This is a genomic window from Pseudoalteromonas sp. OFAV1 (genome assembly GCF_021532595.1).
Taxonomy (GTDB): domain Bacteria; phylum Pseudomonadota; class Gammaproteobacteria; order Enterobacterales; family Alteromonadaceae; genus Pseudoalteromonas; species Pseudoalteromonas lipolytica_C.
This window is the reverse complement of record NZ_JAKGBG010000025.1, coordinates 1-20,543: the sequence shown is the minus strand read 5'-3', so window position 1 is coordinate 20,543 and position 20,543 is coordinate 1. Positions and strand designations below refer to the sequence as shown.

Annotated in this window: 18 protein-coding genes; 3 read left to right on the top strand and 15 right to left on the bottom strand. The window is 42.0% G+C overall.

All coding sequences use genetic code 11. From position 1 onward, the window contains the following. Positions 1-105 precede the first annotated feature (105 nt). On the top strand, positions 106-369 hold the full coding sequence (gene ubiK / locus L1267_RS14165; protein WP_036971505.1) for a ubiquinone biosynthesis accessory factor UbiK: 264 nt from the start codon (positions 106-108) through the stop codon (positions 367-369). Positions 370-414: 45 nt separating this feature from the next. Here ubiK and can read toward each other — a convergent pair whose 3' ends face one another. The 7 genes from can to ilvG form a co-directional block, all read right to left on the bottom strand. Then, positions 415-1,077, bottom strand: coding sequence for a carbonate dehydratase (gene can, locus L1267_RS14160; protein WP_135922787.1), 663 nt, complete (start codon positions 1,075-1,077; stop codon positions 415-417). Positions 1,078-1,096: 19 nt separating this feature from the next. Then, positions 1,097-2,275, bottom strand: a complete 1,179-nt coding sequence (locus tag L1267_RS14155; RefSeq protein WP_235383213.1) for a methyltransferase — start codon at positions 2,273-2,275, stop codon at positions 1,097-1,099. A gap of 41 nt (positions 2,276-2,316) precedes the next feature. Continuing rightward, positions 2,317-3,324, bottom strand: coding sequence for an ABC transporter substrate-binding protein (locus L1267_RS14150; protein ID WP_235383246.1), 1,008 nt, complete (start codon positions 3,322-3,324; stop codon positions 2,317-2,319). A gap of 124 nt (positions 3,325-3,448) precedes the next feature. After that, positions 3,449-5,002, bottom strand: a complete 1,554-nt coding sequence (gene ilvA / locus L1267_RS14145; RefSeq protein ID WP_138557995.1) for a threonine ammonia-lyase, biosynthetic — start codon at positions 5,000-5,002, stop codon at positions 3,449-3,451. A 2-nt stretch (positions 5,003-5,004) separates the two neighbouring features. Then, positions 5,005-6,861, bottom strand: coding sequence for a dihydroxy-acid dehydratase (gene ilvD, locus L1267_RS14140; RefSeq protein ID WP_235383212.1), 1,857 nt, complete (start codon positions 6,859-6,861; stop codon positions 5,005-5,007). 115 nt (positions 6,862-6,976) lie between these two features. Next, positions 6,977-7,222 carry an acetolactate synthase 2 small subunit gene (ilvM, locus tag L1267_RS14135; RefSeq protein ID WP_135922791.1) on the bottom strand — a complete coding sequence of 82 codons (246 nt, stop codon included), beginning with the start codon at positions 7,220-7,222 and terminating at the stop codon, positions 6,977-6,979. Next, positions 7,219-8,868, bottom strand: a complete 1,650-nt coding sequence (gene ilvG, locus L1267_RS14130; protein ID WP_235383211.1) for an acetolactate synthase 2 catalytic subunit — start codon at positions 8,866-8,868, stop codon at positions 7,219-7,221. The genes ilvM and ilvG overlap by 4 nt, the downstream gene beginning before the upstream one ends. A 535-nt stretch (positions 8,869-9,403) precedes the next feature. Here ilvG and L1267_RS14125 point away from each other — a divergent pair. Further along, complete coding sequence (locus L1267_RS14125) at positions 9,404-10,282, top strand: TraB/GumN family protein (protein ID WP_199527135.1); 879 nt, start codon at positions 9,404-9,406, stop codon at positions 10,280-10,282. Between the two features lie 25 nt (positions 10,283-10,307). Here L1267_RS14125 and L1267_RS14120 read toward each other — a convergent pair whose 3' ends face one another. Next, on the bottom strand, positions 10,308-11,765 hold the full coding sequence (locus L1267_RS14120) for an ATP-binding cassette domain-containing protein (RefSeq protein ID WP_235383210.1): 1,458 nt from the start codon (positions 11,763-11,765) through the stop codon (positions 10,308-10,310). Positions 11,766-11,894: 129 nt separating this feature from the next. Here L1267_RS14120 and L1267_RS14115 point away from each other — a divergent pair, with 129 nt between their 5' ends. Next, positions 11,895-12,518: a hypothetical protein gene (locus L1267_RS14115; protein WP_199527134.1), complete on the top strand. Its 624-nt coding sequence runs from the start codon at positions 11,895-11,897 to the stop codon at positions 12,516-12,518. Between the two features lie 8 nt (positions 12,519-12,526). Here L1267_RS14115 and L1267_RS14110 read toward each other — a convergent pair whose 3' ends face one another. From L1267_RS14110 to L1267_RS14080, 7 genes are all read right to left on the bottom strand, one after another. Beyond that, positions 12,527-14,278 (bottom strand): hybrid sensor histidine kinase/response regulator, encoded by a 1,752-nt coding sequence (locus L1267_RS14110; RefSeq protein ID WP_235383209.1) that lies wholly within the window; start codon positions 14,276-14,278, stop codon positions 12,527-12,529. 97 nt (positions 14,279-14,375) lie between these two features. Beyond that, positions 14,376-16,712 carry a fatty acid cis/trans isomerase gene (locus L1267_RS14105; protein WP_235383208.1) on the bottom strand — a complete coding sequence of 779 codons (2,337 nt, stop codon included), beginning with the start codon at positions 16,710-16,712 and terminating at the stop codon, positions 14,376-14,378. Beyond that, on the bottom strand, positions 16,709-17,089 hold the full coding sequence (locus L1267_RS14100) for a hypothetical protein (RefSeq protein ID WP_135922798.1): 381 nt from the start codon (positions 17,087-17,089) through the stop codon (positions 16,709-16,711). The genes L1267_RS14105 and L1267_RS14100 overlap by 4 nt, the downstream gene beginning before the upstream one ends. A gap of 138 nt (positions 17,090-17,227) precedes the next feature. Continuing rightward, the gene (locus L1267_RS14095) at positions 17,228-17,893 is read right to left on the bottom strand and encodes an SDR family oxidoreductase (protein ID WP_235383207.1); all 666 of its coding nucleotides are present in this window, start codon (positions 17,891-17,893) and stop codon (positions 17,228-17,230) included. Positions 17,894-18,010: 117 nt separating this feature from the next. Further along, positions 18,011-18,805, bottom strand: coding sequence for a VOC family protein (locus L1267_RS14090; protein WP_235383206.1), 795 nt, complete (start codon positions 18,803-18,805; stop codon positions 18,011-18,013). Between the two features lie 185 nt (positions 18,806-18,990). After that, positions 18,991-19,707, bottom strand: coding sequence for a hypothetical protein (locus L1267_RS14085; RefSeq protein ID WP_135922801.1), 717 nt, complete (start codon positions 19,705-19,707; stop codon positions 18,991-18,993). A gap of 71 nt (positions 19,708-19,778) precedes the next feature. Continuing rightward, positions 19,779-20,543, bottom strand: a 765-nt coding sequence (locus tag L1267_RS14080) for an alkaline phosphatase (RefSeq protein ID WP_235383205.1), incomplete at its 5' end; no start/stop codon positions are given.

The following is a 20,543-nucleotide window of genomic DNA, read 5'->3' as shown; positions in this document are numbered from 1 at the left end:
CTAAAGAAATTATCCAAAGACAGGACGGGCAATTTTACCGTAATCACTACACTACGCCTAGCCAATAAGGTAAGATTGTTTTTTTACGTGACTCAAGGGACGAACATGATCAACCCAGCAAAACTTGAAGAAATCGCTAAGCAAATTACTGATAACATGCCGCAAGGTGTGAAAAACCTTGCCGATACAATCGAAGGCAAAACTAAGCAAGCTATTCAAAACAAACTTGCTGAGATGGACTTTGTAAGCCGTGACGAGTTTGATATTCAAAGCCAAGTACTTATTCGTACTCGTGAAAAACTCACTGAGCTTGAAGAGAAAGTTGCATTACTTGAGCAGCAACTTGCTAGCAAACAAGACGAACAATAAAAAAGGAGAGCGAATTAGCTCTCCTTTTTTCTACTTTATTCGGTATTAGCTTTTTTCAGCCACTCGTTCAAATACACGCTTAACCGCAATACCATAGGTCTCATTAGCTTCTTCAGCACACGTCACAACCGACTCTAAGTCATTGAGGTGACCATTCGCTAAGCCATAAACCCAACCATGGATTGTTAACTCTTGGCCTTTCGCCCATGCATCTTGCACTATGTTAGTACGGCACACATTACGTACTTGTTCAATAACGTTTAATTCTATCAGACTATTTAAACGCTCTTTTTCAGGTAATGCGTTAAGTTGTTCGATGTGTTTTTCTTTTACATCACCTACATGACGAAGCCAGTTATCAATTAAACCAAAGCTCGCTTCATTTAATACCGCTTGCACACCACCACAACCATAGTGACCGACCACCATGATGTGTTTTACTTTAAGCACTTCAACAGCATACTGCATTACTGATAAACAGTTATGATCAGTATGAACAACGACATTTGCTACATTACGGTGAACAAATAATTCACCCGGTAACAAGTCAACGATTTCATTAGCCGGTACACGCGAATCTGAACAACCGATCCACAAATACTCTGGATTTTGCTGCATTGATAGAATTTTAAAAAACTCAGGATCATTTTCACTCGTACGCGCTGCCCAACGTCTATTATTTTCGAATAAATTTTTTAACTTTCTCATTGCGCCTCTTTACGATGTTTTAATAATTAGCTTGGATCAAGATATTCCTTGGGGTGAGCTGCTTTTCACAAAACGTACTAACCGTTACTTGATACCCTTGTTGTTGCAAATATAAAGCACGATCGAGCACGAGCCAAACTTCAATTGCCCTTCTGAACACATGTCGGACGAGTTCAACACGCTCAGTTACTCGTTTTCGTTGTTTTCCTATTGCTAAAAATTCATGGTAATCAATATCTTCTGGCAGTGATAATGATTTTTTCTCAGCAGCCCATAAACAAAATGATTTAAAAGAATCAGAAAAGATCGCTTTGTTCACCGACGGGACACTAACATAGTGCTGCTCTGCCGTGATTGATTTACGCAACGCATCAAAACCAAGCCGCCATTCGACTTCAGTTTTTCGTACTTTATCAACACGACTCGGAGCAGTGACGGTTTCTTGTAGTGCCAATTTTAAATCGCGATGAGTCAACGCAAGCTGGCTTTGCTTTGCAGGCTCGCTCATTGCTTGATAATCGTTATCCGTGAATAAATGATAACAACATGGAGAAAAGCTTATTTGCTGAGTTTTAGCATCACTTGCTTGCTGCATAAATGTTTGATGCAATCGACCACAGGCGTGCAACGCAACGGCATGCTGTTGCTCTTTAAAATACTCAGTAACATCATCTGTAAGTACATTAGCTTGCGAAAACTGCATAGGTAATTGTTGTTGATTAGCACTGTGTTGGCCTTGTTCACACAAATGCGCTTGTAGTTCTATGCTATGAATACTCGGTGCTCCATTAAAAGCGAGCATGCGCCCTAAATGCCCTTTTCCAGCACACCATTCAAGTACTGGATACTGTGACTTCTGCTGGCTAATCGCTGCAACAAAGTCCTGTAGTTGCTCGAACTTACGTCCTTTAATGCCGTTACTGATCCAAAATGGAAACTCATCTCGGGTTTGTTGGGTTGTGGGAAGTTCGCATAACGATTGAAGCTCATCGAGCCCCTTAATTGCCTTTGCAAAATAGGCATACAACGCATTCTGGTCACTATCTAGTTCACTAACTTGTTGATCGTCAAGCGCCCATAATAAAGACGAAAGTTCAGGCCAAGGGATTGCATCATAATCAAATGCGGTACATTGCCAGTACTGGCGGGTTGAAAAAAGCAAAGTATCTAAGGCAGCAAACTGCTGAGCAAGGGTCATAACTACAAAACGACAACAAATAAAATGCAGTATAACAGTTTTTACAAGCGCAGATTACTTCTGTTCAAGTGGATATATAATGGAATGCAGGCAATGCTTAATAAAATTGCTAAAATCAGCATCCACGATAATTCTAATCCCTCATCTTGCTGGTGTTGATACATAAAACCGGCAAACGTTTGATCAAACTCATCTTGGCTGAGTCCATATAAGTCAGCAATCAATCGCCATTTAGCCATCGACATATTGCCGATGTTAATTCCTGGTGGCTGAATATAATTGACCAACACATCAGCTTCATGGGCAAGTTCTTGAATACTCTTATGAACCGCATAGTGCTTTTTGGTCAATGCAATCGTCTCATTCATGTTGTGTAATGCATAGCGCCAGCCTTTAATACTTGCTTGATAAAAGCGGTTAACAACATCAGGATTAGCTTTGAGCATCGACTCTGAAGTATATAAAATATCGCTATACACATTTAGACCAAACTTTTGTGGGCAGATTAATCGGTGCCCTACACCACGCAGCGTCATTGTATAAGGTTCATTGGTAACATACACTTGCACCGCATCAAGCTCACCATTAAGCCACTGCTCAATTCCTCCTTCGGCGCTTGCCTCTATTAAATGTTGATAATCTAATCCAGCTTTACGAAGCATGACTAGTAATTCGGCGTTTTCCAACGAGCTGACTTTACTGATCTTCTTGCCTACAAAGTCTCGAGGCTGAAAAATATCTGAGTTATTTTTCACCATCCAACAATAAGGTGAAAACTGCAATATGGCTCCTAAGGCAACAACTGGCGCTCCTTGTTGGCGCTTTTGCAATATGCCTGAGTGAGTAATTGCAAAGTCAGCTTTGCCACTTAACACTTTAGGGAAGGTATCAGGGTCGTTTGGATCGGCGGGTAAAATTGTTACATCAAGGCCTGCTTCTTTATAAAAGCCTTTCTGTGATGCCACATAATAGCCAGCAAATTGGAATTGATGAGTCCATTTTAATTGTAGGGTAACCTTATCCTTACTCAATGCACTCAAGCTGCACATTAAACAAAGTAACCCTAGGTAATAGCGAGTTCCACGCACGCATCATCCTTGCTTGAAAACCATCCATTAACTATAGGAAAAACCAATAAAAAATCAAGGCTCCAAAAGGAGCCTTAAATCGGTTTTATTGATTAGCCGCTTTTACATCAGCTAACTCTTGGCCTTGAGTGGTTAAAAATTGCGTAAAACATGGGTTATTAGTTTCATCTTGAACGTTATAACCCAACCGGTTCAAGTGCTCGTTAAATACCTCATAATCACTCGGCTCAATAGCAAAGGCAGCCAGAACATTACCAATCGACCCACCATGATTGCGGTAGTGGAATAAAGTGATACTCCAATTGCTACCTAGTGTATCTAAGAAGCGCGCTAGTGCACCTGGGTATTCAGGAAACTCAAAACGTAACAGACGTTCATGCAACTGAGCCGGTGCTTTACCACCCACCATATAACGAATATGCAATTTAGCCAGCTCGTTATCTGATAGATCGCAAAACGTATAACCATTTTCAGTCAGTGCGCCTTTCAGCTCATCAAGCTCTTGTTGGCCTTGCCTCAAAGCAATACCAACAAAAATTTGTGCTTCGCCTGGTCCTGCATAACGATAGTTAAATTCGGTGATTGCACGCCCACCTAAAGAAGCGCAAAACTGCTTGAAGCTGCCCTTTTCTTCTTTGATAGTTACGGCAAGAAGTGCCTCGTTCTTTTCACCAAGCGCAGTTCGCTCAGCAACATAACGTAAACGGTCAAAGTTTAAGTTTGCACCCGATAAAATCGCAGCTACGTTTAAGCCTTTCACACCATTTTGTTGGCACCACTTCTTTAAACCCGCAGTTGATAGTGCTCCTGAAGGCTCCGCTATAGCACGGGTTGAAACAAAGATATCTTGCATTGCTGCGCAGATTTCATCGCCCGTTACAGTGACAACTTCATCACAAAACTTTTGCGCTAAACGAAAGGTTTCTGTACCGATGATTTTTACTGCTACGCCATCCGCAAAGCTGCCAACACGGTCAAGCTCAACGGGTTTGCCAGCCTCAAGCGCAGCTTTTAAACAAGCACTCTCGTCGGCTTCAACACCAATAACTTTGATATCGGGACGTAAAGATTTAATGTACACCGCCATGCCTGCAAGTAAGCCACCGCCCCCCACAGGAATAAAGACTGCATCAAGATCATTAAGCTGTTGCATTAATTCACGGGCAACCGTACCTTGGCCAACAATCACATCAGGATCATCAAACGGTGGCACAAATACCCCATTGCGCTGCTCTGTGAGCTCTAAAGCATGGGCTTTTGCCGCATCAAAATGATGGCCGTGTAATACCACTTCACCACCTAAAGCACGCACTGCATTGACTTTAATTTCGGGTGTTGTAACTGGCATCACAATAGTTGCTTTATGCCCTAAAAAAGAGGCACTCAGTGCTACGCCTTGTGCATGGTTGCCAGCTGAAGCCGTGATCACATCAGACCCTTTTGGCAGCTTGCCCAGTTTATGAAAAGCACCACGTAGCTTAAATGAATAAACCGGTTGTTGGTCTTCACGCTTTAACCACACATGATTGCCTAATCGCGTACTGAGTTCAGCCATTTCGCTGACCTCAGTGACTTTTGCAAGCGGCTCCATGTTCGCTTGGATGATAGCGCGAAAATAATCGAGCTCTTGGGACACCATAATTAACTTAGCTCCTCAAGTTTAGCTAAATCGCGCACAGCTCCTTTATCTGCGCTGGTTGCAAGTAACGCATAGGCTTTAAGTGCAGGCGATACATAGCGTTCACGATTTAATGGTTTATATGCATCTTTACCACGCGCTAATTGTTTTTGCTTACGCGCTTCAAGCTCTTCATCAGACAACGCCAAAGTGATTTCACGGGTCGCGATATCAATGATTATTTTATCGCCGTTTTCAACATAGGCTATTGCACCGCCGCTTGCTGCTTCTGGCGAAACGTGGCCAATTGATAAGCCCGACGTACCACCTGAGAAACGACCATCTGTGATAAGCGCACATTTTTCGCCTAAACCAACCGATTTTAAGTAACTTGTTGGGTACAGCATTTCTTGCATGCCCGGACCACCTTTTGGCCCCTCGTAGCGAATAACAACCACATCACCCGCTTTTACTTCGCCATTTAAAATACCTTCTACCGAATCATCTTGTGATTCATAAACAACGGCACGGCCTTCAAAATGTAGCATCTCTTCAACAACACCGGCGCTTTTAACAATACAGCCATCAAGGGCAAGGTTGCCCGATAACACAGCTAAGCCACCATCTTGACGAAAAGCATTTTCAACACTGCGGATACAACCGTTTTCTCGGTCATTATCAAGTTCTGGCCAGCGGCATTCTTGGCTCATTGCTTTTGTAGTTCGAATACCTGCAGGGCCCGCTTTATAGAATTTTTGCGCCACTTCGTTACTTGGATCGGTCGCGTCCCATTTAGCAACCATCTCAGCCATAGTATGACCTGCTACGTGATCAACTGATAAATCAACTAAACCAGCTTTGCCTAGCTCTCGGATGATGGCCATCATGCCACCAGCACGGTGAACATCTTCAATGTGGTATTTGTTTGTCGCGGGTGCCACTTTACATAGGAATGGTGTTTTGCGAGACAGCTCATCGATGTGCGACATATCAAAGTCTACACCTGCTTCTTGCGCCGCAGCTAATAAGTGAAGCACCGTATTTGATGAACCACCCATGGCAATATCAACCACCATCGCATTCATAAAAGCGGTGCGATTTGCAATAGCACGTGGTAATACCGCTGCATTATCTTTTTGATAGTATTCACGGCATAAATCAACAATGCGTGCGCCCGCTTCAACATACAGCTGCTTACGGTCTTTATGCGTTGCAAGTGTGGTTCCGTTACCCGGTAGTGCCAGACCAATCGCTTCTAATAAACAGTTCATTGAGTTGGCAGTAAACATACCTGAACACGAGCCACAAGTAGGGCACGCTGAGCGCTCTACTTTTTCTGAATCTTCATCGCTCACAGAGGTATCAGCCCCTTTAACCATGGCATCAACCAAGTCGAGCTTGATATCGATATCAGCAAGGCGTGTTTTACCCGCTTCCATTGGCCCACCCGATACAAAGATAACTGGAATGTTTAAACGAAGCGCTGCCAGCATCATTCCTGGGGTGATTTTGTCGCAGTTAGAAATACAGATCATGGCATCGGCACAGTGTGCATTAACCATGTATTCAACTGAGTCAGCAATTAAATCACGCGATGGCAGTGAATAAAGCATACCGCCGTGACCCATTGCGATGCCATCATCGATTGCAATGGTATTAAACTCTTTTGGTACACCACCTGCTTCGGTGATGGTTTCGGCCATTAGTTCACTTAACTGATTAAGGTGAACGTGACCAGGAACGAACTGAGTGTATGAGTTAACAACTGCGATAATCGGCTTACCAAAGTCTTTATCTGTCATCCCCGTTGCACGCCATAGTGCGCGCGCACCTGCACGTTTGCGACCTTCTGTTGTTGTTGCACTTCTTAATTTAGCCATAATTACCTCAGTTGTTGCAGTGGCATGCCACTGACTTCCTCATTCCAAAAATTTATTTATTCGCTTAACCGTCGTTTTAGCGCTTAAGCGACCTGTTGAATTAGTTTATTCGTTGTTACATTGCCTGTTGGTGAAACTGGTTTTCAATGCTGACCTGTCTTACATCAACCAATTTATTTAACTGTGATGTTAGTAAATAAATTGGCTTATCGCTGTCGACTGTCATGGTGACATGAAAAGTTCCATCAGCCATTTCTAGGTTCATTGTTGTTAAATCAAAACCGCGATGACGAACAACGCGTAAAAAGCGCTCAACTGCGACACTTTGATTTTTTAATGTAATCGTTAGGGTGTGTTTCATTTTACTGTCTCCGTCATCATTTCATCATTGGCTGCACCTGGTGGTACGAGCGGCCATACATTTTCTTTATCATCAATACAAGCATGTAAAATGTAAGGACCTTCACTTTTCACTAACGCATCAACCGCAGCATCGACCTCATCTGCTTTAGTGATGGTTTGACCTGGAATACCAAATACTGCCGCAAGTGCTACAAAATCAGGATTATCCGAAAGATTGGTTTCAGAATAACGGCCCTCAAAAAATAGCTGTTGCCATTGACGTACCATGCCTAAACGCTGGTTATCTAAGATTAAAATTTTAACTGGTAAGTTGTTACGACGAATCGTTGCCAGCTCTTGAATGTTCATCATGATTGAGCCATCACCTGACACAGTGATCACAAAATCATTTGGGCGAGCAACTTGGGCACCAATCGCTGCCGGTAAACCAAAGCCCATAGTACCTGCACCACCACTACTTAAATGATTGCTTGGGTGGCTAAATTTCATATGCTGCGCAACCCACATTTGGTGCTGGCCAACATCACAACACACCACGCCGGTTGATGGCATTTTTTGACTTAGTTGGTTTAACAAATATGGAGCAAATACTTTTTCGCCCGGGTAGTCGTAACGCCAAGCATGCTCTTTCATCATACTTTCGATATGAGTCAACCACTCGTCAGGTGTCACAAAACAATCAAGTTGCGGTAATGAGGTTTTTAAATCTGCCACTAACGACGCTTTTACAGGCTTGCGTTTACCTACTTCAGCAGCATCGATATCTAAGTGGATCACCTTTGCTTTTGCCGCAAACTTACTCAAGTTGCCAGTTACTCGGTCGTCAAAACGGGCGCCGATACAAACTAATACATCACATTCTTGCACCGCTAAGTTAGCCGCTTTACCGCCATGCATACCTAGCATACCTAAGTCATAATCGTAATCAGGTAACACACTACCTAACGCTTTTAAGGTTGAAACCGCAGGCATATGTGTTTTTTCTAAAAACTGCATAAGCTCGTTTTGCGCATCAGCGGCTTGTACGCCACCGCCCACGTAGGCTACTGGGCGCTGTGCTTCGCTTAAGATTTGATTTGCTATAGCAACTTGGTTCGGTTCTAGTTTAGGTAAATAATCTTCTGCAGCTAGCCAAGGGTGGAATGGCACTTGCGCCATTTGAATGTCTTTGGGGATATCAACTAACACAGGGCCAGGGCGACCGCTTTGTGCTAGGTGGATGGCTTCTTGCAGGATTTCGGCAAGGTCTTCTGCACGTTCAACCATGTAGCTGTGCTTTGTGCATGATAATGACATACCCAACACATCCACTTCTTGAAAAGCATCTGAGCCTATCGCAGCGGTTGGCACTTGCCCTGTTATAGCAAGTAATGGCACTGAATCCATCATGGCATCGGCAAGTGCAGTGATTAAGTTAGTTGCACCTGGGCCCGATGTTGCAAAACACACACCTAACTTACCCGTGCTACGTGCAAAGCCTACGGCCGCAAAACCAGCACCTTGCTCATGGCGTGTCAGGTAATGCTTGACTGGCGCACCGTACAAAGCGTCGTAAATAGGCATGATGGCACCACCTGGGTATCCAAAAACATCCTTAACGCCATGTTTGGCTAATAAATCGATTGTTAACTCTGCGCCTGTCATCGTAAATCCTCATTCCTCAGTGACATTGTGTATTTGCTGCGATTCAAACCCTTTAAACGAAAAAGCCCCCCGGACTATTGAGTGCGGGGGGCTTTTTAAATGCTTTACTTTTCTCCAAGCACTAACTAGCCCCCGCGGTAATAATAATCACCACGACGTTAATTAGAATAAGAGTGAGTTTGTTAGTAAGCATTATCTGTAACCAAATTCTGTTCATTTGTAGCGGAAATCTAGCCATCCCGCTGCCTTTTTCTATTAGTACCGCGACAAGCCCGTTAAGTCAACATAAAAATCAATTCAAAAAAACAAGGCAAACGCGAATTTAAAGAAAAATATATGCGCAAAAACAATTATTACGGATTTATTTTTCGATATCGTTCGTTTTTTGAAATTTCATACCTCGTAATAAGCCATTAAATGATTGATTAATTTTTATCTAGGATATTGCTGAATTTCTATTTGAGAGCGATTTAATTTAACGACCAACAAAAAATTAGTTTAGTATTGAAAATAACGACAGCTTAAAAGGAAAGTTATGAAACTCATTCAGCATATCAAGGTTTTGTTTTGTCTTGTTTTAGTGCTTGGCTTTAGTCAGCATGTTTTTGCAGAACCTGGCTTATGGAAGGTAGAAAAAAACGGGGTTGCCTCTTATTTATTTGGCACTGTTCATGTGGGTGATACCAGCATGAAAGGCTTGCCAAACAAAGTAACTCAGGCCCTTGATAATAGTGATAAAGTGATTGTTGAAGTGGATATTAGCTCAATATCTCCTATGGAGATGCAACGTCGCTCATTGCCATTTATGATGCTAAAAGATGGTAAAACCTTACAGTCAGAATTATCGCCAGCTAACTATGCGAAACTGCAAAAGTACTTTGCTGACAAATCAATTGATATCGCAATGTTTAAGAACTTAGCACCTTGGGCGGTTATGATTACGATGATGCAAATGGAATTTCAACGCGTTGGATTTTCAGATCAATATGGGATAGACAAACAGGTTCTTGCTTACGCTAAAGAAAATAACATTGCCGTAGGTGAGTTAGAAACTCTAGAACGACAAATGGAAATGTTTGAACACCTAGCGATCATGAACGACAAAATGATTGAGGAAACCTTTGAGCAACTCGCTGATGTCGATACCTACTTTTTAGGTCTGATTAAGGCGTGGAAGTCAGGCGACATGAAAACGTTAACCTCTTTTTATAACGAAAGTTTTGACGACTCACAATACGGTGAATTAAGTGAGCAGGTTATGCTGATTGATCGCAATAATGACTGGGTTGAGCAACTATCGACTCGCATTGGTAAAGAAAAACTGTTCATAGCTGTAGGTGCTTTACACTTACCTGAGCAACATGGTTTATTAAAACAATTAACAGATAAAGGTTTCACCATTACCCGTATCTAATATATAAACATCAGCAAAAAGCGCCTTATGGCGCTTTTTTTGTGAAATCAGCCATCTCTAAATAGTTGTCGATGCCTGCAATTTTATCACTGGCATGGTGATTAACGTAAACCACAGTGCTGGTACCCGCGGCGCAGATTTTTTCTATCAGTAACAACACGCGTTGCCTATTCGCTTCATCAAGACCTAGGCATGGTTCATCTAAAATCAATAAACTAGGATGTTTTACCATAGCTCGCGCTATCAATAATAAGCGTTGGTCGCCAAAAGAAAGCTGGCTAAATGAGCTATTTTGTTTGTCGTTTAACCCTAGTAAGGCTAACCATTTTTTAGCGATTGATAGCTGTGTTTCAGTGGCTTTTTGATAAAGACCAATGCTGTCATAAAAACCCGATACAATGGTATTAAGCGCTGTTATATTAACGCGATAATCCATATGCAAGGCATTTGAAATATAACCAATATGCTGTTTAATTTGCCAGATACTCTCGCCACTGCCGCGCTGATAGCCAAACACCTTAATATCGTTGTTATAACACTGCGGGTTATCGCCTGTAATTAGATTAAGTAAGCAAGTTTTACCCGAGCCGTTTTTACCCGTTAACTGCCAATGTTCACCTTGATTAATTTGCCAGTTTAGCTTTTCAAAAATAACGGTTCCGCCAAAACTTACAGAGGCATCTTTAAGTTTTACTAATATGGGATCAGTTAAGGCTGGCGCTTGATGGTCGTTATCTGCCTCGGGCACGTTTAATTCGGTTTGCGCTAAATGTAGCAATTTAAAAAGATCTTGGCGTTGCTCTTTCGTTGGCTGCGCTAATTGGTGAGTGATCTGAGCATGTTTTATAAACGCATAATGATCAACAAAGTCAGGGATTTCACTCAACCTGTTAAGGACAAAAATCATCGTCGTGTATTTGCTTAATTCAGCTAATAACTGATTAAGAGTTTGCAGTGCTGTTACATCTAAACCATCAAACGGTTCATCCAAAATAAGTAACTCAGGGCGTCCAATTAGCGCTTGGATCAGCATCAGCTTTCGCGTTTCACCGGTTGATAGGTCACGAAATGCATTATTCATTTTACTATCAAAATCAAATGTTTTTATGAGTAGCTCAAGTAACTCAGTATCAATGTCATGGTCGCTTCTGGCGGCCAAAATAATGTCTTTAACTGTGCTTAGCGGCGTAAGACCATCAATAATATCATCCTGATCTTTATTTAGCTCATCGGCCAATAATTGCTTTTGTCTATCAGGTGACACCACAGCAACTCGTGCAAAGTTATTGGTAAACTGGCCTTGCTCAATACGCGAGCAACCTGCAATGACAGCTGCTACTGCTGATTTTCCTGCTCCATTTTCACCCAGTAATACCCATTGCTGCGCTGCTGATACAGTTAAACTTAAATCACGTAAACGATACTCTTCATTACCCTGCCCCTTAAGGCTGGCATTAACATTAACCAACTGAACATATTGCACTATGAATCCTCATTCCGGCTTATTACTAGCCTGACGTTACAACATTCAACAAAAAAATAAAAATCGTTTAAACCTTTTTTGAACATAGCTGCGACTAAGGTATAAAAGGTCATCAACAGGAAACAGACAATGAAAAAATTACTTTATGTAGCAGCTATTGGCTTAGCACTAACAACAACATACGCAATGGCGAAAGATTCACGTGAATTAAATCATAACTTCGCAGTGAGTGGTGCAAGCCAGCTTGAAATTGATTTTCCAGTAGGCAGCTTAGAAGTAGAAAACTATGACGGCAGCGAAGTGGTCGTTACTGTTCGTATTGAGCCTAAAAATGATAAAGGTTGGTTTGGATCTGAGGTTGATTTATCTGATATCGAATTAAGCCATTCACAAAGCGCAGGGTCGTTGAACTTAAAACTAGATAACGATGACATTCAACAAAGCTGGTATGTAAAAATGCCGAAGTCAATGGCCATTGATGTTGAGCTGGGTGTTGGTGATATTGAAATTAACGACGCTAGCAACTCGGTAGATATTGAGCTAGGCGTAGGTGCCGTTCGAATTGATAGTGCGCTTGACGACTATAAACGTATTGAACTCGATACGGGCGTTGGCGATACCAAAATTCGTGGGTTAAAAAATGATGCAAACACTAGTCGTAAAGTTGTCAGCTCTCACTCAAGCTACCGTGGTAATGGTCAATATGCTATTGACGTTGAAGTGGGTGTCGGCGATATCAAAGTAACTAACTAAATACCGGTTTATCCCTGTGAGCTCTCGGTAAATAAAATACTGAGGGCTTTTTCGACCGAGTCAGCAGAAATCGGTTTATATACGTGTAAATTAGCCCCTAGTTCATATACTCGTTGTAAATCATCATTAGAGGTGTTCGCTGTCACAACCAAGATTGGGGTTTGCTGTCCTTGCTCATTACGAATGATATCTATCGCTTTAAAACCATCCATTACGGGCATATTTAGGTCCATAAAAATTACATCATACTGAGTATGCAAGGCCATATCTGTGGCGATTAAACCATTTTCAGCAACGTCAAAACTGTAGTTAAAATGCTTAAGTATGCGACCTAGTATCGTGGCATTAAGAGGATTATCCTCAACAATTAAGCAGTTTAAAGCACCTGGCAACTTTGCAGACTGTTCTATGCCCGGTGAACTTACGAAGTTAAGATTTATAACCACTTTGGCGCCTTGTGGCTGCGCATTAAAAAATTGAATGTCGCCATTTAATGCTTTAACAATGTGCTTGACTCGCAATAGCCCTGTTTTTAAGCCTTGAAAATGTTGCTCAGTTCTATTTTCATTATCTTGTATATCTGAGGGTAATTCGTCAAACCCCTTACCATTATCTTGCACTTCTAATAGCAGGCGTTGCTTGCCTTGATTAGTCGCTGTAATTGCTATTCGCCCTTGCACCGGCGTAAATTTAACCGCGTTATTTATCAATTCAGCAACGACTTGTTGTAACCGCGGATGATCAGTAATAAATTCGCTGTTAAGCGAATCAGATAAACTGACGCTAAGAGTAATCTTTTTCTCGTGACAAGCGTATTCATAGGGTGCAATCGCTTGTTTTAATGTTTCTAACAAGTTGCCTTGGTCAAGTTTAGGCTGCCACTGGCCTGTAGTCATTTCTTGTAAATCAAGCAACTCATCTAACATCACCACCAAGCGGTTAGCACAATATAGTGCTTGTTGCTGAGCCAGCTTTTGCTCTTCTTTAATATCAAGAGACTCTATGGATGCTGTTAATCCTTGTAAAGGTGTTCTAAATTCATGACTAGTGCGAGCAATAAAACGCTCTCTAGTTTTATTTACCTGTTCTGCATAATCTTTTTGTTCTTTATAACTTGTAAGTGCTTTTGTGATTAGATTCTCCATTGGTTTAAAAACAAATAGTAACTCAATGAGTAGTAATACCATTGCAATAACCCAGAACATCATTTCGAGAACGGCAAGTAGTGTGACCTTATGCACTGACTTTTGCTCTAAGAGCTTTACGGCTTGATCTAATTTTGTAAGTAAGGCTTCAAGCTGATTACTGGCAAATAGTGAGCTGTCTATTTCTAAATAATTTTCGCGGCTATTGAGAAGTAACTGGGCTTTACTGATGTAGCGTTTAACGTGGGCATCAAGAGCTGTGGGCGGTAAGAAGTAGTGAGCCTGTAATGATTCGTTTAGATAAATATAATCACCTTCACTATCTTGCTGAATTAAAAACTGGTGACCTGCAATAAACTGATCGACCGCCTGCTCTAGCAATCGACGATGCTGTTGCTGAAAGCTATCAGCTTCATGATAAATTAACGCATTACCGTAAAGAGCTATCTTTTGCGAAAGCATGCGCTGTTTACCTGCAATGTTAATCACTTTCGCATCTCCCTTTTGCACATACAAAAGGGTTTGGATCAACGCCGCTGAAGTTGATATCAAAATTGCTATCGCTAACAATCCGAAGCGATATCTTCTGCGTATATCTGTGACTAACTTAAACATGTTTTACTCGTTTATTTTTAGAGTAATTGTAGATCATATAATGCAATAAAGCCCACTCAAGGTGGGCTTTAAATATCAGCTAAATAGGTAAATTAATTTACCTATTTTCAAGTCGGTTATAATCAAACAAACCAAATTCGACGCCGCGATACTCTTTCGCTACACGGTGTAAAATATCGCTGTATTGCCAAAACTGTGGATGCGTGCGACGAATAGCAAACTCACTTTTTAGCTCTCTGTAGGCAGCTTCATCTGTTATTTTTGCAAGCCCAGATGCAAATGCAGCAACCTGCTGTTCATTGTGTAAGTACCAAATTGCTTCTGGGTAATCACCTATAAATCCAGGCACAATTGTTACGGTATCTTCATCATAAGCACGCTGACCTTCTTCATTCAATAAGCTCGAGATATTGTAATGAGCATTATGGTGGATCAAGGTGTAGGCTTTATGTTTATCATCGCTGTCTTTGACCAACACAAACGAAATTTGTGGCAGCAAGTTAACTGCTTTAACAGGAAGATCGTTAATTTTCGCCAGTGGTTCAGGCACTTTCGTATAGTCGTAGCGAGGACTCAAAATTGGTTTGAGCTTCTCTTTGAGCATATTATAAAGTTCAGACTGTTGATCTGCGGTTTTATATTCTATGCCTGTAGGCTGACTAAACGACAACTCATCTTCAAAGAAACTCGTTAGGCTAGGTGGCGATTTACGATACCACTGGGCTTTAATTTCTTTACGTTTAGCTTCTGGTAATAATGCAAGGTAGTTTGCTTCACCTTCTAAGCGTAAAAAGTCCATATACAAACGAGTTAATAACTGATGACCAATGTTGCCATACACATCAAAACCCGCCACCAGCAAATAATGAATACGTTCAAATAACGCGTAGTCGAGTATCCAAGTGGTCTTTGGCTCTTGACCTATCCAGCCTTTAACAACCGTTGCGCTATCGAAATGACGAAATACCGTCAGCGCTGCATTTTGGTTATGACCATCACCTTGCCAAAGTAAATCGGTTGTGAGGTGCTGACCGTTGGCAAACATCTTATTTGCCAGTGCAACTTTGGCAGACAAATATTTGTTTTGGCGTTTTGAATACTTCACCCAGCTAGAAATCGGCAAAGCATTACTTTCTTCTTCTGCAGGCAAGGCTAGCGCATCTTCATGTTGTAACAACATTTCACCGACTTTCGGTGTCGCCGCCATTTCAGGCTTCGCAAAACCTACCCAGAACTGATCGTTAATCACGTTTAACGCAATTTGACCACGACAAACAGGCCCTTTAATAAAGCCCATAATAATAAGCTCAGCTTCATCAAGCATAAATTGATAACGTGAGTTTACTGGAATTGCAGCAAAGGCTTTAAACGGGTTTGATGCCACTTCAGGCTTATAACTTGGTAGCTTGTTTACTTGATAATCAGCTTCAATAAATTGTAAATGTAAGCGTGCAAGCTTTTCGTCATTTAATGCTAAAGGTAAATGTGTTTTCGCTAAAATAGTCGAACGGTCATGCATTAAACGATAATAAACTCGCTCAACTTTAGGGTCTTCATATGGGCGACGGGTGCTAATGTGTTTGATCTCTTCACCCGGCGGCGTCGAAGAGCGCACCAATTTAAAGTAGCTATGTTTATCGCCATGCTCAGGGAAATAAATATGCGCTAAGTACCAGTGTTCATAAATATAGCGAGCGGCAAGCTGATGCTTTAAACCATCTTGATTTAAGAATGCTTCCCAGCGTTCAACTTGTTTTAGTACGTCCTTTTCAGGAGGATCTATATGAGCAAGATAGCCGCCTTTTCTAAGCCACTTAGCCAGATGCTGAAACTCTTCAGTTGAAATACCAGGCAACCCATAAGGCATACCGCTGTGCGGGTTATCCTTAGCAAATGAGTCAAACTCACTCATTGTGGTACATGTTTGCTCACGATCGAGTGAAAAATCAAACTCATCGCCTAAAATAGCTTGCTTAGGCAATGGGCTACTTTGCTTAAGCACTAAGGCATTGTAAAGCACGCTTCCGGTAAGGTTTGCCTCTGCTGTTTGGATTCTTTCATTGAGTACTGGAGTGAAACCTTTCTCACGCCACTGAGCGGTCGTTGTCGCATCAAATAGTAAGCGACTTGGCTCTTGCGCTAATAACCGTGTGCCGTCATAAACACGCTCTTTACTTAAACCACGGTCGATACCTTCTACAGAAGATAGCTTGAGCTGACACGGTGCGTCATAACAGCCATGACACACCACACAACGAGTATCAAGAACAGGCTTTACATCATTTAAAAACTCAGCCCCTTCTAAGGTTGATGCAGCAACAACACGCTCTCTTGGTTGCTCTTCACCAAACAATTTATCATAGTGTGCTGCACCCAAATAAGCACAGCCACTTAACAGAATGAGACCAAATACGGTAGTGAGGAGTTTTCTCATCCTTCCTCCTCGATATCTTCAATGTCATCACCTAAATCGAAGGTTGGCATCATATCTACTTGCGGCGACACAAAGGTTTGGTCGTTGTCGCAGCTAAGCATAGCGCTTAATAGTGGCCCACGAACTAAACTCAGTTGCGCGCTGTGCTCACCATCAATTAATACTTGATAATCATCATTTAACGCTTCAAGACGGTATTCATTAATGGCAATTGCGACACTGCTATCAACAGCTGGGTTTTGGCAAAGCTGTGCGAGTAACTCTTCGCTAAGTGTTACATGTAATAATAAATCTGGAGATTCGATATCGCGGCTGTGAAGATTTTCATCGAAATAAAAAAGTGGAAGGGTTAAATCGCTATTTTGCTCTAATTCCATGTGCTTTTCTCTACATCAAAATGACTTTCAATTGTACGAGTATAGCAAACTATAAGTTCAATAATTAGCGAAAGTTATCAGCCGTTAGCAGCTTAATCACTACTAACCAGCTGAAGATAAAAAAAGCAGAAAAAACAACTACCAAGGTAGCGTTTCGCCATTTGAATGCCAAAACCCACCAGTGTTGCTTAGGTTTAATTCATCAATACGCTTAATGAGCCGCTCTGCCGCAGTTTCGGGGCTTATGTCGCCGGCAAAATTAACCATTTGCGTTTGTACAAAGCCTGGATGAAATAACCCTACTGCAATTTCTTTCTCTTTTAGCTCATGGGCCAAACTAACACTGGCGGCATTAAGTGCTGCTTTTGACATCCGATAGCCAATGTAACCGCCCGAGCTATTATCTGCAATTGAGCCCATACGAGATGTGATCATCGCCACTTTGGCATCAATACCTAAGCTTTGCAGTAATGCATGAGTAATGCGAATTGGTGCGATACTGTTAACGCTGATTTGCTTTTCGATGGCAGCAAAGTCCATGTCAGCTAATGTTTCGTTATGAAAAATACCGGCGTTATTAACCAAAATATCAATTTTGTCGCCGTGTAAGTAGTTGGCAAGTGTTGCAACATCATCGGCGTTAGATACATCAATGTCGCTAATAATTTTTACATCGAGTGCTTGTAACTCTTCGCTTGGAGTGCGAACTACTGCACTAACACGGTAACCTTGAGCTAAATACTGTTTACAAAAATTAAGGCCAATACCTTTATTGGCCCCTGTAACCACCACATGCTTAGTCATCAATCTGCTCCTTAATTGGCTTTTCTATACCCAAACCACCTCAAGGTGCGAGGTTCTGCATCTTCAGGTGGTTTGAGTATATATATACCTTGGGACAGATTGGCAAAAACCAAGGGCTTAAGTTAATTCATCAATGGTTGACTTAAGAATGGAAAATACGGCCCCTTGGGGATCGGTAATAACGCTAAAGCGTCCAACATCTGGGATGTCTGTTGCTGGCACACAAATAGCCCCATTAAGCTGCGTTGCTTTGGCGACTGCCTGGTCGCAATCTGCTACCGCAAAATATGGCATCCAATGAGATGGAATGTCATCGGGCCATTCGCTGGTCATTTCAAGCATGCCTGCAATCGGTTGCTCATCGATGGTAAATAAGGTGTAGTCCATGCCCTCCATGGGTTTCACCTCAAACTGCCACCCAAATAACTGACAATAAAAGTCGCGACTTTTTTGCATGTCTTTCGACACAAGCTCAAACCAGTAAGGCAAGTTTAGCTCTTGCACTCGTTTAGCTCCGATATGCTCACCCGCTTGCCATAAGGCAAATGTTGCACCGCCCGGTTCTTGCAGCATCACCATGCGACCTGCTGTCATTACATTATGTGGCCCTGCCAAAACCGTTGCACCTAATGATTTTGCAAGCTCTGTGCTTTGATCAACATCATCAACAGCAATATATAATAACCAATGGGTTGGCATCTCGCTCATACTTGCTGGCAGTTGATACATAGCGGCAATATCATCACCTTGCTTTTGCAGCATGGTGTAATACATATCTTCGCCTATTGGCTGATCGTCAAAACCCCAGTCAAAAAGTTGCGTATAAAATTGCTTTGCAGCTTGCCAGTCTTTCGCGCATAACTCGGCCCAACAGAAAGTACCTGCTGGGTGCTTTGTATTTATTTTTGTCATGGCTGTTCCTCCTTGGTTAAACTTAAGCAACAATCTCTAAATTTACCAATCAAACCAAACAATAGTTGTGGTATTTCGTTAAAGTACGTAATTTTGCCTTAGCTAAAACAGACAATGAACAGCGCTAGCAACGCTAAGTTACAGAGACAAAAATGCCGCTAAAAAAGCGGCATTGCAATAATTAATTAGTGATGATGCCCATGCTCACCTTTGAGCTGATTACCTTGCGCATCATAAAAACCGCTCGCACCATGTTCAACAAAACCTTGGTTAATCATTTTGGCTAAAAATGGATCGCTTTCATTATCACCGATATCTGCGTAATCGGTTGTTTGATAGTTATCCCATTTCGCAAACTCTGCCTGTACATCTTGTTGATTATGATTGCTGGCTGTTAACACAATCTCTCGGCTATAGCTGGGTGTTGAAATTCGAAGTGATTTTAGTAATTTTTGATTGGCAAGCCAGCTTAGCTCTACTTTGCTTTGGCCTTGCTGCTGGGTGTAATACTCTGTTAGCTCACAACCTTCACCGGTGCTTTTTTGGTGCGTCATAGAGGCTAAAAATTTATCGCTTACTAGCTGATACTTACTACTCCAATCTTGCTCACCTTGTACTTCAGATGGTTGATACTCAATACCACGCTGTGCGTCTTGGAAGTAACGGATTGGGCGAACTTGTTGATTACGTAACTGTTGCCACAGCTCAATAAACTGTGGATTTTGCTTAGCCACCTGATGTGGTGTACGCCAAAGTGTAAAAGTATTTTCAGTCTGCTGCTTATTAGCAACAATAGCTGTAGTGACTTTATAGTCAGCTTGCGTGTAACCTGTGTTCATATCGCATTGCCCAGCAACGGCTAATGGGCTTAGTAATGAGGCAATTAAGATAGCTACTTTCACGGGATTCTCTTTATATTTGATTTTTAATTAACTGATTAAATCAGGGAGGCTCAAAGCCTCCCAATAACTCATTACTGTGCTAATTTAGCATCGGCTTGCTTAACAAGGTCGGCGGCATAATCCATCACGTGGAAAATAAGGCTTTGCTCATTAGTACCTGTTACTAAATGTGCACCTGGGCCCACTGCATACACACCCACATCTTCTGCTGCATGTGTTTCAGAACCAAGTGGTACAACAGCTTCTTGATGGAAGCCTGGTGTGGTTGTATCAACATCAGTTAAATCAACACGACCGGTCACTGGCGCAAAGTTATAACCTACATCAGCATCTGTTTCGTCACCTAAGTCGCGGAAACCGCCACCATTGGTATACCCAACGGTTGTGTATGGCATGTTATCTGCGGCAAGTGATGGCTCATCACTACCAACTGGTACCACTTTACCTAAGATTGGGTTACCACGTTTTGGGTAGCCTGCAATGGTAAATACGTGGCTGTGGTCAGCTGTTACGATGATTAACGTGTCTTCGATGCTGGTTTTATCAAGAGCAACTTGTACAGCTTTTGATAACTCAACAGTATCGCTCAATGCATTATAGGCATTACCTGCGTGGTGAGCATGGTCAATACGTCCTGCTTCAACAGTTAAGAAGAAGCCTTTGTCGTTGTTATCTAATACATCAATTGCTTTTGCTGTCATTTCAGAAAGTGACGGCTCACCCGCTACGTCGTTCGCGCGATCTGCTTCGTATTGCATGTGAGTTTCATTAAATAAACCAAATACACGTTCTGTCGTATCAGCATTGATTGCATCAAAACCGGCTTGGTCCATCAC

Excerpts from the sequence above, each read along its gene's own strand:
- ubiK (WP_036971505.1), top strand. The coding sequence starts at position 106 with ATGATCAACCCAGCAAAACTTGAAGAAATCGCTAAGCAAATTACTGAT.
- can (WP_135922787.1), bottom strand. The coding sequence starts at position 1,077 with ATGAGAAAGTTAAAAAATTTATTCGAAAATAATAGACGTTGGGCAGCG.
- L1267_RS14155 (WP_235383213.1), bottom strand. The coding sequence starts at position 2,275 with ATGACCCTTGCTCAGCAGTTTGCTGCCTTAGATACTTTGCTTTTTTCA.
- L1267_RS14150 (WP_235383246.1), bottom strand. The coding sequence starts at position 3,324 with ATGTGCAGCTTGAGTGCATTGAGTAAGGATAAGGTTACCCTACAATTA.
- ilvA (WP_138557995.1), bottom strand. The coding sequence starts at position 5,002 with ATGGTGTCCCAAGAGCTCGATTATTTTCGCGCTATCATCCAAGCGAAC.
- ilvD (WP_235383212.1), bottom strand. The coding sequence starts at position 6,861 with ATGGCTAAATTAAGAAGTGCAACAACAACAGAAGGTCGCAAACGTGCA.
- ilvM (WP_135922791.1), bottom strand. The coding sequence starts at position 7,222 with ATGAAACACACCCTAACGATTACATTAAAAAATCAAAGTGTCGCAGTT.
- ilvG (WP_235383211.1), bottom strand. The coding sequence starts at position 8,868 with ATGACAGGCGCAGAGTTAACAATCGATTTATTAGCCAAACATGGCGTT.
- L1267_RS14125 (WP_199527135.1), top strand. The coding sequence starts at position 9,404 with ATGAAACTCATTCAGCATATCAAGGTTTTGTTTTGTCTTGTTTTAGTG.
- L1267_RS14115 (WP_199527134.1), top strand. The coding sequence starts at position 11,895 with ATGAAAAAATTACTTTATGTAGCAGCTATTGGCTTAGCACTAACAACA.
- L1267_RS14110 (WP_235383209.1), bottom strand. The coding sequence starts at position 14,278 with ATGTTTAAGTTAGTCACAGATATACGCAGAAGATATCGCTTCGGATTG.
- L1267_RS14105 (WP_235383208.1), bottom strand. The coding sequence starts at position 16,712 with ATGAGAAAACTCCTCACTACCGTATTTGGTCTCATTCTGTTAAGTGGC.
- L1267_RS14100 (WP_135922798.1), bottom strand. The coding sequence starts at position 17,089 with ATGGAATTAGAGCAAAATAGCGATTTAACCCTTCCACTTTTTTATTTC.
- L1267_RS14095 (WP_235383207.1), bottom strand. The coding sequence starts at position 17,893 with ATGACTAAGCATGTGGTGGTTACAGGGGCCAATAAAGGTATTGGCCTT.
- L1267_RS14090 (WP_235383206.1), bottom strand. The coding sequence starts at position 18,805 with ATGACAAAAATAAATACAAAGCACCCAGCAGGTACTTTCTGTTGGGCC.